The 14,266-nt window shown below is 73.8% G+C and carries 11 protein-coding genes and 1 riboswitch; all 11 genes read right to left on the bottom strand.

The genetic code is table 11. The features are described 5' to 3' along the window. Positions 1 to 30: 30 nt before the first annotated feature. Complete coding sequence (lspA, locus tag LX15_RS03300) at positions 31 to 651, bottom strand: signal peptidase II (protein ID WP_308213398.1); 621 nt, start codon at positions 649 to 651, stop codon at positions 31 to 33. Then, the gene (locus LX15_RS03295) at positions 648 to 2,084 is read right to left on the bottom strand and encodes an aminotransferase class V-fold PLP-dependent enzyme (protein WP_372502194.1); all 1,437 of its coding nucleotides are present in this window, start codon (positions 2,082 to 2,084) and stop codon (positions 648 to 650) included. Before LX15_RS03295 ends, lspA begins: the two co-directional genes overlap by 4 nt. Positions 2,085 to 2,120: 36 nt before the next feature. Further along, positions 2,121 to 2,235, bottom strand: a riboswitch (SAM riboswitch). Positions 2,236 to 2,442: 207 nt separating this feature from the next. Further along, entirely contained in the window at positions 2,443 to 3,927 is a 1,485-nt protein-coding gene (locus LX15_RS03290; protein ID WP_253667937.1) for a potassium/proton antiporter, read from the bottom strand. A gap of 892 nt (positions 3,928 to 4,819) precedes the next feature. Further along, positions 4,820 to 7,969, bottom strand: coding sequence for an isoleucine--tRNA ligase (ileS, locus tag LX15_RS03285; RefSeq protein WP_253667936.1), 3,150 nt, complete (start codon positions 7,967 to 7,969; stop codon positions 4,820 to 4,822). Positions 7,970 to 8,365: 396 nt separating this feature from the next. Further along, entirely contained in the window at positions 8,366 to 9,178 is an 813-nt protein-coding gene (locus LX15_RS03280) for a hypothetical protein (RefSeq protein ID WP_253667935.1), read from the bottom strand. Between the two features lie 44 nt (positions 9,179 to 9,222). Continuing rightward, positions 9,223 to 10,050, bottom strand: a complete 828-nt coding sequence (gene wag31 / locus LX15_RS03275; RefSeq protein WP_253667934.1) for a DivIVA-like cell division protein Wag31 — start codon at positions 10,048 to 10,050, stop codon at positions 9,223 to 9,225. Between the two features lie 49 nt (positions 10,051 to 10,099). Then, positions 10,100 to 10,384, bottom strand: coding sequence for a YggT family protein (locus LX15_RS03270; RefSeq protein WP_073481516.1), 285 nt, complete (start codon positions 10,382 to 10,384; stop codon positions 10,100 to 10,102). Positions 10,385 to 10,403: 19 nt separating this feature from the next. After that, entirely contained in the window at positions 10,404 to 11,042 is a 639-nt protein-coding gene (locus LX15_RS03265; protein ID WP_253667933.1) for a cell division protein SepF, read from the bottom strand. An 85-nt stretch (positions 11,043 to 11,127) separates the two neighbouring features. Further along, the gene (locus LX15_RS03260) at positions 11,128 to 11,880 is read right to left on the bottom strand and encodes a YggS family pyridoxal phosphate-dependent enzyme (protein ID WP_253667932.1); all 753 of its coding nucleotides are present in this window, start codon (positions 11,878 to 11,880) and stop codon (positions 11,128 to 11,130) included. After that, positions 11,877 to 12,614: a peptidoglycan editing factor PgeF gene (pgeF, locus tag LX15_RS03255; protein WP_253667931.1), complete on the bottom strand. Its 738-nt coding sequence runs from the start codon at positions 12,612 to 12,614 to the stop codon at positions 11,877 to 11,879. The genes LX15_RS03260 and pgeF overlap by 4 nt, the downstream gene beginning before the upstream one ends. A gap of 216 nt (positions 12,615 to 12,830) precedes the next feature. After that, a complete protein-coding gene (gene ftsZ, locus LX15_RS03250; protein WP_253667930.1) occupies positions 12,831 to 14,180 on the bottom strand; it encodes a cell division protein FtsZ in 1,350 nt (449 codons plus the stop codon). Positions 14,181 to 14,266 lie beyond the last annotated feature (86 nt).

Raw genomic sequence — 14,266 nt, 5'->3', positions numbered from 1 at the left:
CGTCCGGGACGGGCAACGTCCGTGAGTCCCTCACCGCGTGGCCTCCCGACCGGTCCGCGTCGCTTCCCCGTCCCTGGTCCGGCTGCCGTCGTACTCGCGGCCGAGCAGCGCCATGAGCACCAGGGACGCGCCGCCGACCACGATCGCCGAGTCGGCCACGTTGAACACCGGCCAGACGCTGCCGTCCGGGGCGAACAGCGACAGGAAGTCCACCACGTGGCCCCGCATCGGGCCGGGCGCGCGGAAGAACCGGTCCGCCAGGTTGCCGAGCGCGCCGCCGAGCACCAGGCCCAGACCCAACGCCCAGCCGGGGGACCGCAGCCGGGGCGCGATCCAGACGATCCAGGTGACCACGCCCACCGCGATCAGGGTGAGCACCCACGTCATGCCGGTGGCCAGCGAGAAGGCCGCGCCCGGGTTGCGCACCACCACGAGGTAGAGCGCGCCGCCGAGCAGGCGCACCGGGGGCTCGCCCTCCAGCCGGGCCACCACCAGGACCTTGGTGACCAGGTCGAGCGCGAGCGCCGTCACCGCCGCGGCGGCGAGCAGCGCCAGCCGGCGGGGCGGCAACGGCCGTGCGGTCCCGCCGTCGCCGGCGGAGGGGGGGCTGCCCTCCCGGACAGCGTCCGGACTGGTGTCCTCTGAGCTCACCCGGCCATTGTCCCTGAGCCGCAGCCGGGCCCGACGTCGCCCGCGTCACCGGTGACGAGGGCGGGCAGCGGGCGGGGGTCGGGGTCGGGCGTCCAGCGGCCCGCCACCAGGCGGTAGTCCCAGCGCGGGCCCCGCCGCACGAGCTCGTCCAGCGCGGCGAGGAGCCGCTCGACGTGCTCGGCGGTGGTGCCCAGGCCGACGCTGGCCCGGAGCGCGCGGCTGACGCCCACCTGTCCCGGCGCCGCGCCCTGGTCGTCGGAACCGAGCCGGCCCAGCAGCGCCCGGGTGGTCAGGTGGGCGCAGAACGCGCCGTCCCGCACGCCGACGCCGTGCTCGGCGGACAACGCGGCGGCCAGCAGGCCGGGGTCGACCAGCCCCGACCCGTCGGGAGCGGACACGACGAAGGACACGACACCGACCCTGGGGTGGTCGGCGTCCCACAGCGCGAGCTGGCGGACGCCGGGGATCGCCGCCAGGCCCTCCCGCAGCCGGTCCACCAACGCCTCCTCGTGGACCGCGATCGCGTCCCAGCCGTGCTGGCGGAGCGCCTGGCAGGCGACGGCGAACGCGTGCACGCCCACCACGTTGGGCGACCCGGCCTCGTGCCGTTCGGGGGCCGCGGTCCAGGACACGCCGAGCCGGTCGCCGAGGTCGACGACCTGGCGGGTCGCGCCGCCGCCGACCAGGTAGGGCTCGGCGGCCCGCAACCAGTCGACGCGGCCCACGAGCGCGCCCGCGCCGAACGGCGCGTAGAGCTTGTGGCCGGACAACGCGACCCAGTCGACGTCCCACTCGGCGGCCAGGAGCGGGCGGTGCGGCGCGAGCTGCGCGGCGTCGAGCGCGACCCTCGCCCCGTATCGACGGGCCACCGCCGCCAGCTCGGCCACCGGCCACACCTCACCGGTGACGTTCGAGGCGGCGGTCAGGACGACGAGCCGGGGGCCGACCGGGCAGTCGGCGAGCGCGGCGTCCAGCGCGGCCACCGCCTCCTCGGGCGAGGCCGGAACGCCGAGCCGGCGCACCTGACGGCCGCGCCACGGCAACAACGCCGCGTGGTGGTCGGTGTCGAAACGGAGAACGGTGGTGCCCTTCGGCAGGGACCGGGCGAGCAGGTTCAACGCGTCGGTGGTGTTGCGGGTGAAGACGACAGCCGCGTCGGAAGGCGCCCCGACGAAGTCCCGGACGACGTTCCGCGCCTGCTCGTAGACGCGGGTGGAGACCTGGGAGGCGAAGCCCGCGCCCCGGTGCACGCTGGCGTACCAGGGCAGCAGCTCGTCGACCGCGCGCCGCACCAGCTCCAGACAGGGGGCGCTGGCGGCGTGGTCGAGGTTGGCGTACCCGACCTGACCACCGGTGACCAGCGGGACCTCGGGGTGGGCGACGACCGGCGGGACCGACGTGGGGACCGACGACACGAGCGCGAGCGACGACACACGACCTCCTCGGGGAGTCCGTCCGGACCCGCGAGGGGTCCGCGCTTGCCCGGCGCACCCCGCGCCGGACCAGGTCCTCACCCGGGGCACCCCACCGCGGTTGGAGGGTTGCCGGCCAGCGAGCCGGGGCTTCGCGCTGGCGCTCATGACCTTGATCAGCAGGTTAGCGGAGGTCCTCCCGCCACGGCCGCCCGCTCCCGGATGACGGGACGGGAGACGTCACGCCAGGGGCGGGGTCCGGGCAGGCTCCCCGCCACCAGCGAACCCACCACCCACGAACCCGACACGAGCGCTGCCCCTCCGACGGCGGCCAGCGGCCGGTTCAGCCACCGGTTCAGCCACCGGTTCAGCCACCGGATCAGCCCGCCTCGCCGGCCTCGCCGCGCCACCGCGCGTACCGGCCAGCGCGGTCCACGGCGCGGATGCGTCTCTCGGTCGCGTCCCTGACCGCCTCGGTCGCCACCACGAGGAGCTGGTCGCCCTCGGCCAGCCGGGTCGTCGGCTCCGGCGTGAACCCGGCGTCCCCGCGCACCACGAGGCTGACCGTCGCGTCCGCCGGCAGCCGCAGCTCGCCCAGGTACACGCCGTGCAGCTTGGAGCCCGCCGGGATCCTGACCTGGAGCAGCACCGCGCGCAGCTCGTCCAGCGGGGCCGCGTCGACCTGGACCTCCTGCACGCGCCCCCGCTGCACCAGGCCCAACCCCCTGGCCAGCACCGGCAGCGTGCCGCCCTGGAAGAGGGTCAGCAGCACGACGATCACGAACACGACGTCGACGAGGCGTTGCGCGTCAGGAACGCCCTCGGTCAACGGCACGAGGGCCAACACGATGGGCACCGCGCCCCGCAACCCCGACCAGGACAGGAACACCTGCTCGCGCCAGGGCATCCGGAACGGGAGGACGGCCGTCAGCACCGAGAGCGGCCGGGCCACCAGCAACAGCACCGCCCCCGCCACCAGCGCCGGCACCACCACGCCGGGCAGCCGCCCCGGCGAGGCGTACAGGCCGAGCAGGACGAACAGGCCGATCTGGGCCAGCCAACCGAGGCCCTCGGCGAAGGACAGGGTGTCGCCGCGGTGCGGCAGCCGCGCGTTGCCCAGCACCAGGCCGGCGACGTAGGTGGCGAGCAGCCCCGAGGAGTGCAGGCCCTGCGCCGCGCCGTAGCTGAGCACGCAGACCCCGACCGTGGCCAGCGGGTACAGGCCGGTGGCCGGCAGCGCCGCGCGCCGCAAGGCCACGGCGCCCACCAGACCCAGCCCGACCCCGACGACCGCGCCCACCGCCAGCTCGTAGACCACCTGGAGCGGGGTCCACCAGCGCAGCGGGTCGCCCGAGGCGAGCAGGATCACGGCGAGGAACACCGGGGCGTCGTTGAGGCCGGACTCCAGCTCCAGCGCGCCGGCCAGCCGCCGCCCCACGCCGACGCCGCGCAGGACGCTGAACACCGCGGCCGCGTCGGTCGACGACAGGACCGCGCCCCACAGCAACGCCGTGCGCCAGTCAAGGTCGAGCAGCAGGTGCAGGGCGGCCCCGGTGACGCCGACGCTCACGACCACGGCCACTGTGGACAGTGCGAGGCCGATGCCGAGCGCGGGGCGGACGGCGCGCCACCGGGTGGTCAGCCCGCCCTCGGCCAGGATCAGCACCAGCGCGGCGATCCCGAGCGCCTGGGTCAGCGGCGCGTCCTCGAACCGGATGCCCAGCCCGGCCTCGCCGAGCAGCAGGCCGATGCCCAGGTAGAGCAGCAGCGAGGGCAGTCCCAGTCGGACCGACACCTGGACCGCCAGCACAGCCAGCAGGACCACCGCGGCGCCGATCCCGAGCACGGCCGACAGACCCGTCACCCCACCTCCCGGTCACCTCGCCCTGCCCTCATTGTGGGGGCCTGTCCGCCGGGCGACCCGGTCCGAAGTGGACACGCGCGACGCCGCCCCTGGCGCCTCGGAGCGGGGGTTCCCCGACGCCGGACCGGAAACATCACCAGGAGTCGAAAACATCAGGAACGGCCGGGCGTCGGCCCGGGAGGGGCGTTCGGAGGGGGCGACCGAGCCCGTCCGGACGCCCGCCGAGGAGTCGTCGGCGAACCAACAACCGCGAACGGCCAACCCCTGGGCCTGGCGAGCCGGCAGCGCACCACCACCCGGTCTCCGGCCAGAACCCGATCAACGGCCGACCAACGGTCCGCCCGCCGGCCCGGACCACCCCACCGAGGTCAGCCCCCACCCGTCCCGGGGGGCGAGCCCCGCTCCAGCCTATCCGCCACACCCCGGCGCCGAAAGCACAAGATCGTCCCCTGTGGACAACTCAGGCACCTGGGGACAACTCGATCCTCGACAGAGGGAAAAGACCCCACCACAGGGCGAAAGAAGACAAACCACCGCCGAAGACCTTGACTTCGTGGATCACCAGCGCCGAACACGCGGACGTCAGAACGAAGATCATTCGACACCGCTGGCGCATCCCAGACGACCGGCGGACAGGCCCAGCACCTGGCCGTGAGCGCCCGCGACCGCGCTCATACCCGCGACAGCACGCGTGCCGTCGAAACAACGAACCCGAAGGGCACCACGGGGAACCATGACGATCGATCGCCGAACCAGGCCGGCCGAACCAGGCGGGCCAATCCGTGCGCCGCCGGTCCATGCGCCGCCGATCCGTGCGCCGGCGCTCACCCGCCCCACCGCGCGAAGACCTCGGCTGGGTGAACCTGCCCGGTTCACCCAGCCGAGGATCACCTCACACCTTGGCGACCGCCACCCGCACCGGGGCGCCCTCGCCGACCGTGCCGTCGAACGCGCCGTCCCCGGCCGGGCCGTAGGCGACCGAGTCGGCCAGCGTCTCGGCGGCCAGGAACTCCTGGTGCGCCCGCACCGCCTCGGCCACGTCCTCCGGCAGCTCCAGGGTCACCGCGATCCGGTCGGAGACGTGCAGGTCGGCCGCCCGCCGGGCCTGCTGCACCGCCCGCACCACATCCCTGGCCACGCCCTCGGCCGCCAGCTCCGGCGTGACCTCGGTGTCCAGCACCACCAGGCCGCCACCGCCCGGCAGCGCCGCGGCCGCGCCCGGGTCGGTCGAGACCAGCCGCTCCTCGTACTCGCCCGGCAGCAGCTCGATCCCGGCGGCCACCACCGCGCCGGCCTCGGTCCGGCTCCACTCGCCGGACTTCACCGCCCGGATGACCTTCTGCGTGTCCGCGCCCAGCCGCGGGCCGCACGCCCTGGCGTTGACCGTCAGCTCGAAGTGGCCGTGCGCGGCCACGTCCGGGGTCAACACGACCTCCCTGACGTTCACCTCGTCCCGCACCAGCTCGACGAACGGCTCCAGCGCGGCGGCGTCCGGGGTGGCCACGACCAGCCGGGCCAGCGGCAGCCGCACCCGCAGCTTGTTCGCCTTGCGCAGCGACAACGCCGACGAGCAGACCTGTCGCACCTCGTCCATCGCGCGCACCAGGGCGTCGTCGGCGGGCAGCTCGTCCGCCGACGGCCAGTCGGCCAGGTGCACCGACCGGCCCCCGGTCAGGCCCCGCCACACGACCTCGGTGGTCAGCGGCAGCAGCGGCGCGGCCACCCGGGAGACGACCTCCAACACCGTGTGCAGGGTGTCGACGGCGTCGCGCTCCCCCGCCCAGAACCGGTCGCGGGACCGCCGGACGTACCAGTTGGTCAGGACCTCCAGGAAGTCCCGGACCGCCGCGCACGCGCCGGACAGGTCGTAGGCCGCCAACGCGGCCGTGACGTCCCGCACCAGGTCGTGCGTCTTGGCCAGCGCGTAGCGGTCCAGCACGTGCCGGGAGTCCGTCCGCCACGTGCCCTCCACGCCCTCGGCGTTGGCGTAGAGCGCGAGGAAGTACCACGAGTTCCACAACGGCAGCACGGCCTGGCGCACCGCGTCCCGGATGCCCCGCTCGGTGACGACCAGGTCACCGCCCCGCAGGATCGGCGAGGACATCAGGAACCAGCGCATGGCGTCCGAGCCGTCCCTGGCGAACACCTCGTTGACGTCCGGGTAGTTGCGCCGGGACTTGGACATCTTCTGCCCGTCGTCGCCGAGCACGATCCCGTGCGCCACGCAGTTGCGGAACGCGGGCCGGTCGAACAACGCGGTCGCCAGCACGTGCAGGGTGTAGAACCAGCCCCGCGTCTGGCCGTTGTACTCGACGATGAAGTCGCCGGGGAAGTGGTGCTCGAACCACTCCCGGTTCTCGAACGGGTAGTGGACCTGGGCGAACGGCATCGAGCCCGACTCGAACCAGCAGTCGAGCACCTCCGGCACGCGGCGCATCATCGACCGGCCGGTCGGGTCGTCCGGGTTCGGGCGCACCAGCTCGTCGATGAACGGCCGGTGCAGGTCCGCGGGCCGCACACCGAAGTCGCGCTCCAGCTCGTCCAGCGAGCCGTAGACGTCCGTCCTCGGGTAGTTCGGGTCGTCGGAGACCCACACCGGGATCGGCGAGCCCCAGTACCGGTTCCGCGAGATCGACCAGTCGCGGGCGTTCTCCAGCCACTTGCCGAACTGGCCGTCCCTGATGTGCTCGGGAACCCAGTTGATCCGCTGGTTCAGCTCGACCATGCGGTGCTTGAACTTGGTCACCGCGACGAACCAGGACGAGACCGCCTTGTAGATCAGCGGGTTGTCGCAGCGCCAGCAGTGCGGATAGCTGTGGTCGTAGGTCTCGTGCCGCAGCACGACGCCCCGCCGCTTCAGCTCCGCGATGATCGGCTTGTTCGCCTCGAACACGTGCGTGCCCGCGTACTCGGGCACGAGCTGGTTGAACTCGCCCCGGGAGTCCACGGTCTCGACGACCGGGATCCCGTAGGCGGTGCACAGCAGGTTGTCGTCCTCGCCGAAGGCCGGCGCCATGTGCACGACGCCCGTGCCGTCCTCAGTGGACACGAAGTCGCCGGGCAGCACCTGGAACGCCTGCTCGGTGCCGAAGGTCGCGGTGTCGGCGAGGTAGTCGAACAGCGGGGTGTACCGCCGGCCGACCAGCTCGGAACCCCGGTGCCTGGCCACGACCACGGGCTGCTCGCCGAGCTCCCGCGCGTAGGCCCCCAGCCGGGCCTCGGCCAGCAGGTACCGCTCCCCCGGCGCCTTGTCGGTCTCCACCACGACGTAGTCGACGTCCGGGCCGACCGCCAGCGCCAGGTTCGACGGCAGGGTCCACGGGGTCGTCGTCCACGCCAGCGCCAGCTCGCCAGACTCCAGCCGGAAGCCGACGGTCAGCGCCGGGTCCTGCCGGTCCCGGTAGACGTCATCCATCCGGGTCTCGGTGTTGGACAGCGGCGTCTCGCACCGCCAGCAGTACGCGAGCGTGCGGTGCCCCTGGTAGATCAGACCCTTGTCCCACAGGGTCTTGAACGCCCACATGACGCTCTCGGTGTAGTCCGTGTCCAGCGTCTTGTAGTCGTTGTCGAAGTCGACCCACCGGGCCTGCCGGGTCACGTAGTCCCGCCACTCGCGCGTGTAGCGCAGCACCGACTCGCGGCACGCGGCGTTGAAGCGCTCGACGCCCATGGCCTCGATCTCGGACTTGTGCGTGATGCCGAGCTGCTTCTCCGCCTCGACCTCGGCGGGCAGGCCGTGGCAGTCCCAGCCGAATCGGCGTTCGACGCGACGGCCGCGCATGGTCTGGAACCGCGGCACCACGTCCTTGACGTAGCCGGTCAGCAGGTGGCCGTAGTGGGGGAGGCCGTTGGCGAACGGCGGGCCGTCGTAGAAGACGAACTCGTTCTCGCCGCGCGTCCCGGCCGCCCTGGCCTCGACGCTGGCCTGGAACGTGCGGTCGGCCGCCCAGTAGCCGAGCACGTCCTCCTCGAGCTGCGGGAAGGAGGGCTGGGCCGGCACGCCCTGGGCGGAGCCGGACAGCGGGACCTTGGGGTAGGCCATCGGGTGGTGCTCCTCGCGGTCTCTTGCGTCGCTCGCACGAGCACCGGATCACTGCCACCGGTGCCCACACGGGGACGACACGCCCGTTCGGGCGTCCCGCGGTACCACCCCGTTTGCCGCCGCGGCGCACCCCAGTAGTGGGTGGGCCGTGACGACCTCTCGTTGCCGGCTGTGACGGGCCGGTCCCGTCCGGTTCTACTGGGGCGCGCCACCGCTCGTCGCGGGACGTGCCTGTTCTTCCGGAGGCTCCCCGGTGATGGCCGGATCAACGCCTTGTACGTCCAGAGTAACCGGTGCGGGCAAATCGCTTCACCGTCACGGACCAAGCCCACGCCACCGCCCCCGGACGGACGCCCCGCGCGGCGACGGCGAGGCGTCCCCCGGTGTGCTCAGTGCTCAGTGGACGGTGTGCTCGGATCGAGCGTCGACAGCCCGGCGCCGGCGGGTCAGCACGGCGTCCGGCGTGCAGAGCGCGCACGGGGTGAAGCCCAGTTCCCGCGCCTCCCTGACGGGCAGCGGGATCGTCGGTCGCGCGCCCAGCCACCCGCAGTCCGCCAGGTGGTACCGGGGGCGCTCGTCCACGACCAGCACCTCGTCGGCCAGGTCGGCCACGGCGAGGGCGTCGGCCGCGTCGGTGTCCTCCTCGGCGGGCTCCGGGTCCGGGTCGGCGGCCGCGCCTCCGCGGGCCGTGCCCGGCGCGTCGTGGGCGCCCCCGCCCTCCCGATCGAGGGCGGCCGCCTCCTGGTCCGAGCCCTTCGCACCCGAATCGGGTGATTCGCCGACCTCGGGCGCGGAACCGGCGGGCGCGGGGCCCTGCTCCACCGGGATCGGGACGGCCCCGGCCGCCACGCCGACGGCGTCGACCGTCGCGGCTCGGCCGGACAGGTCAGCCGAGTCCCGCACAGGGTCGGCGAGTGGACCGGTGGTCCCCGAACCGGGCGCGACGCCCGGTTCGGGGTCGCCCGCTGCCACTTCCCCGTCGGCAGCCGGCCGCTCCGATCCACTCGCCGTGTTCCTGGGGGCCGCCGCCCTCGCCGCGCGGCGGGCAGCGACCCGGCGCCGGCGCAGCGCCCACTCCACCAGGAGCAGCGCGCCGGCGGCCAGGCTCGCCGCCACCGAACCCCACGCGAGGGCGGCCTGCCCGGTGGCCAGCGCCACCACCAGCAGCCCGAAGGCCGCCAGCACCAGCACCAGGACGCCGAAGATCACGCCGTCGTGCTTCCCGTCGTCCGTCGCGGCCGGCCGGGCCGGCCTCAGCCGGCCTCAGCCGCGCGGGTGCCGAACGAGTACCCGCTGGTCTGGCTGCCGCTGGTCCGGCTGTCCGTCGGCGCGGCGGAGCCGCGGTCCTGGAGCTCCTGGAGGGTGGACTCGAGGAACGTCTTCAACCGGGTGCGGTACTCCCGCTCCAGCGTGCGCAGCTCGTCGATCTTGCGCTCCAGGACGTTCTTCTCCTGGGTGATGGTGCCCATGACCTCGGCGTGCTTGCGCTGCGCGTCGCGCTCCAGCGCGGTCGCCTTCTCCCTGGCCTGCCGCTCCAGGGTCTCGGCCCTGCTCCTGGCCTCGTTGAGCATGGTCTCGGCGCGGCTGCGCGCGTCGTTGACCATGGCGTCGGCCTTGGTGCGCGCCTCCGACAGGAGCTGCTCGGCCTTGGCGCGGGCCTCGGACACCATGCTGTCGGCCTCGGCCTTGGCCTCGCCGGTCAGCCGGTCGGCCATCTCCTGGGCCAGGCCCAGGACCTTGGCGGCCTGCACGTGGTGGTCGCTGCCACCCGGCGAGGTCTGCTCGACCGCCGAGGGCGGGGGCACCGGGGCCAGGCGACGGGGCTCGTCGACCGCGCGCGCGCCGACAGGAGCCGCGGCGGCCTTGGCCCGCGCGTCGTCCAGCTCGGCCCGTGCGCCGTCGAGCTGCGTCTCGAGCTGCTCGATCTTCTGACGCAGGTCGTTGTTCTCCTCGATCAGCGTGGCGAGCTCGCTCTCGACGAGGTCGAGGAAGGCGTCGACCTCGTCCTCGTTGTAGCCCCGCTTACCGATGGGAGGCTTGCTGAACGCGACGTTATGGACGTCAGCGGGGGTCAACGGCATCGAAAGATCACCTCACGCACTCCTCGGCTGCGGGCACCCGGGCTCCCCGTCACCCAGGACTCACCAGTCGCATCAGTATGAACACGACCAGCAGCAGCACCATAATGGACAAGTCCAGACCGACCCCGCCGATCCGGACCGTCGGAATCACCCGACGTGCCAGCAGGACCGGCGGGTCGGTCACTGTGTAGATGGTCTCCAACGTGACCGCAACCCCTCCGGACGGACGCCACTGGCGAGCGAACGCCCGGACGAGCTCCACGACGACGCGCGCCGTGAGCAGCAGCCAGAAGAAGAAGAGCAGGTAGTAAAGGACCAGCCGGACCGGTTCCACTCCTCAACTCTGCCATCCCTCAGCTCCGGTGGAAGAAGGCACCCTCGGCGAGGCGACGCTTGTCCTCGGCGGTCACGTCCACGTTCGGGGGTGAGAGGAGGAACACCCGATTGGTGATCTTGTCCATCGACCCGCGCAGCGCGAACACCAGTCCGGCCGCGAAGTCCACCAGCCGCTTGGCGTCGGCGGCGTCCATGTCGGTCAGGTTCATGATCACCGGGATGCCCTCCCGGTAGTGCTCCCCGATCGTCCTGGCCTCGCTGTGGCTGCGCGGGTGCAGCGTCGTGATCCGGCTGAACGGGCCGGTCTGCTCCACCGGGCGCGCCGGGGGAACCGGCTCGCGGGCCGGGTCCATGGCGAGCGCGCCGCGCACCGGCGGGTCCGCCATCGGGCCGGGGGCCTCCGCCCAGCCCCGCCGTCCCGCGCCGCGCTCGGGCTCGTAGGCCGGGTCGTCGACGGGCTCCGGCCGGTAGGCCCCGCGTCGGAAGCCCCGGCGGTGCCCGCCCACCCGGTCCGTGTAGGGGTCGTAGTCCTCCGGCTCGGCGACGTAGTCCCCCCGGTAGTCGCCCCGGTACCGGTCACGTTCGTCGGCGTAGGCGTCGACCTCGTCCGCGGGGACCATCCCGAAGTAGGCCTTCAGCCTCTGCAGCGCGCTCATGCCCTTCCTCCGCGACTCCCCTGCGTCGGCGTGCGACAGCCGCCACCCCGCTCCACCGCCACGTCACCGACTTCCCTCGTACCGCTCAGGGCGAGGCTAGCCCCCGACCGCCCAGCAGCGCTGTTCCGACACGCACCCAGGTCGACCCGTGGGCTATCGCCTGTTCGAGATCACCGCTCATGCCGGCCGACAGCTCGACGGCCGTGGGGTGATCGTTCCTGAGCCGGTCAGCGGCGGTGCGGAGGGCGGAGAAGGCCGCCTCCGGCGCCATCCCGAGGGGCGCCACGGCCATCACGCCCCGCAACATCAATTCACCCGATTGCGCGATCTTGTCGGCGAGCGCGGGCAGCTCCGGTAGCGGACAGCCACCACGCGCGGGGTCGCCGTCGATGCTCGCCTGCACCAGCACGTCCAGCGGTCCGCCGCGCTCGCCGGCCTCCCTGGCGGCGGCCACCGCGCGGGCCAGCGCCTCGGCCAGCCGGGGGCTGTCCACGGACTGCACCATCCCGGCCCACCGGACGACGGCCCTGGCCTTGTTGCGTTGCAGGCGGCCCACCATGTGCCAGCGCACGGGCACGGCCGGCCGCAGCGCGGCCAGCTCGCCCGCCTTCGGGCCGGCCTCCTGCTCCCGGTTCTCCCCGAACTCGGTCTGGCCCAGGTCCGCCAGACGAGCGACGTCCTCGGCGGGGAAGGTCTTGGTCACCGCCAGCAGGCGCACCTCGGCCGGGTCCCTGCCGGCGGCGGCGCAGGCCGCCGCGATCCGCTCCCGCACCCGGGCCAGCGCCCCGGCGATCTCGGCCGTCCTGTCGTCGTCCCGCCCCTCCGACTGCGCGCTCACGCCCGTCCCTCCTCCTCGGCGGCGACCTCCTCGGGCTCGAACCAGGTGACCGCCGCGAGTCGCCCGGTCGTGCCCTCCCTGCGGTGGCTGAACAGGACCCGCTCCTCCACGGTGCACCGGGGGTCGAGCCCGATCCGCGCCACGCCCGCGTCCGCGAGCTGTCGCCACAGCCCGGCCCGCAGGTCCAGCCCCGGGGAACCGGAGCGGGTGCGGCAGGCGCTGCCGGGCAGGTGCTTCTCCACGTCGGCCTGCATGGCGGCCGGCACCTCGTAGCAGGCGCCGCACACGGCGGGCCCGAGCAGGACCTCGACGCGCTCGGTGCGGGCGCCGAGCCCGCGCATCGCCTCCAGCGCGGCCGGGACGACCCCGACCCGCGCGCCGACCCGTCCGGCGTGCACGGCGGCCACGACGCCGGCCTCCGGGTCGCCCAGCAGCACCGGGACGCAGTCGGCGACCAACGCGACCAGGGCGAGGCCGGGCTCGGCGGTGACCAGGGCGTCGGTGGCCTCGGCCGGCCGGTCCAGCGGGCCGTCCACCACGGTCACCGTGCGGCCGTGCACCTGCTCCATCCAGACCAGCCGGGACGGGGGCAGCCCGATCCCCTCGGCGAGCCGGCGACGGTTCGCCGCCACCGCCCCGGGGTCGTCGCCCACGTGGTCGCCCAGGTTGAACGTGTCGTACGGCGGCCGCGAGGCGCCGCCCTCCCGCGTGGTCACCACGCGACGAATCCGCACAGGATCTCCCGACCCGGTCGTGTTGCTGTCGTCCGTGACCCTACCGAGCCACGCCTCCCGGCCCCAGCGTCGCCGATCACACACGCGACGGGCAGCGGACCGGACGCCTCTGGCACCCGGCCCGCTGCCCGCGGTGGTGGTCTCTGACCGGCTCGGAACCCGTCCTCGCGTGAACCTGCCGTGGGTCGACGGAAGTCCGACGGAAACCGACGCCGACTAGCGCCGCATGAAGGGCGGAACGTCCACGTCGTCGTCGGGGTCGTCCTCGACCGGCGTCGGCTGCGGCGCCAGCCCGTTGCCGACCACACCCGAGCGCGGCGTGGGCGACGGCCGCGGCGGCAGGCCGCCGACCGTGCCGCTCACACCGGTGGTGGTGTGGTGGACGGGCGGGGTCGGGTTGGACGGTCCCACCGGCGGGGTGGGGTTCTGCCCCATCGGGCCGTGGCCCATGCCGCCGTGCCCCAGCGCGTTCGGCGCGCCGGCGGCCGGCGCGCCCGAGGGCACCCCCGGCGCCGGCTGCTGGCCGACATCCTGGTGGCCCGGTGGGCCGCCCTGCGGCGGGCCGGCCGGGGCGGCGGGTCGGCCGACCGGGGCCGGGTCGAGCTTCTTGTGGGTGGGGGTGCCGCCGTCGAACCCGGCGGCGATCACGGTCACCCTGACCTCGTCGCCGAGCGAGTCGTCGATCACGGTGCCGAAGATGATGTTGGCCTCGGGGTGCGCGGCCTCCTGCACCAGCGAGGCGGCCTCGTTGATCTCGAACAGGCCGAGGTCGGAGCCGCCGGCGATGGACAGCAGCACGCCGTGCGCGCCCTCCATCGAGGCCTCCAGCAGCGGCGAGTTGATCGCCTTCTGGGCCGCCTGCACCGCGCGTCCCTCGCCCCTGGCCGAGCCGATGCCCATGAGCGCGCTGCCCGCGCCGGACATGACGCTCTTGACGTCGGCGAAGTCCAGGTTGATCAGACCGGGGGTGGTGATCAGGTCGGTGATGCCCTGCACACCGGACAGCAGCACCTCGTCCGCGGAGCGGAAGGCGTCCATCAGGCTCACGCCGATGTCGCCGAGCTGGAGCAGGCGGTCGTTGGGGATGACGATCAGGGTGTCGCACTCGTTGCGCAGCGCCTTGATGCCCTCCTCGGCCTGGTTGGCCCTGCGCCGCCCCTCGAAGGAGAACGGGCGGGTGACCACGCCGATGGTGAGCGCGCCGAGCTTGCGGGCGACCGAGGCGACCACGGGAGCGCCGCCCGTGCCCGTGCCGCCGCCCTCGCCGGCGGTCACGAACACCATGTCGGCGCCCTTGAGGACCTCCTCGATCTCCTCCTTGTGGTCCTCGGCGGCCTTGCGCCCGACCTCGGGGTTGGCGCCGGCGCCCAGCCCTCGGGTCAGCTCGCGGCCGATGTCCAGCTTGACGTCCGCGTCGGACATCAGCAGCGCCTGGGCGTCGGTGTTCACCGCGATGAACTCGACGCCCTTGAGCCCGACCTCGATCATGCGGTTCACGGCGTTGACGCCGCCACCACCGATACCGACGACCTTTATCACCGCGAGGTAGTTGTGCGGGGGCGTCATCGGGTCCGCCTTCCTGATCGTGGCTCCTGCTCTGGTGCTGCGCTGGTCGGCCGGAGTCGGTCCGGCGCGCGTCCCACCCCGGACCG

The sequence above is a fragment of the Streptoalloteichus tenebrarius genome, from assembly GCF_024171885.1.
GTDB lineage: Bacteria > Actinomycetota > Actinomycetes > Mycobacteriales > Pseudonocardiaceae > Streptoalloteichus > Streptoalloteichus tenebrarius.
This window is presented reverse-complemented; position numbering and strand designations above follow the sequence as displayed.

Bases quoted from the DNA above. Each gene is read 5' to 3' on its own strand.
- ileS (WP_253667936.1), bottom strand. From the start codon at position 7,969: ATGGCCTACCCCAAGGTCCCGCTGTCCGGCTCCGCCCAGGGCGTGCCG.
- wag31 (WP_253667934.1), bottom strand. From the start codon at position 10,050: ATGCCGTTGACCCCCGCTGACGTCCATAACGTCGCGTTCAGCAAGCCT.
- LX15_RS03265 (WP_253667933.1), bottom strand. From the start codon at position 11,042: ATGAGCGCGCTGCAGAGGCTGAAGGCCTACTTCGGGATGGTCCCCGCG.
- ftsZ (WP_253667930.1), bottom strand. From the start codon at position 14,180: ATGACGCCCCCGCACAACTACCTCGCGGTGATAAAGGTCGTCGGTATC.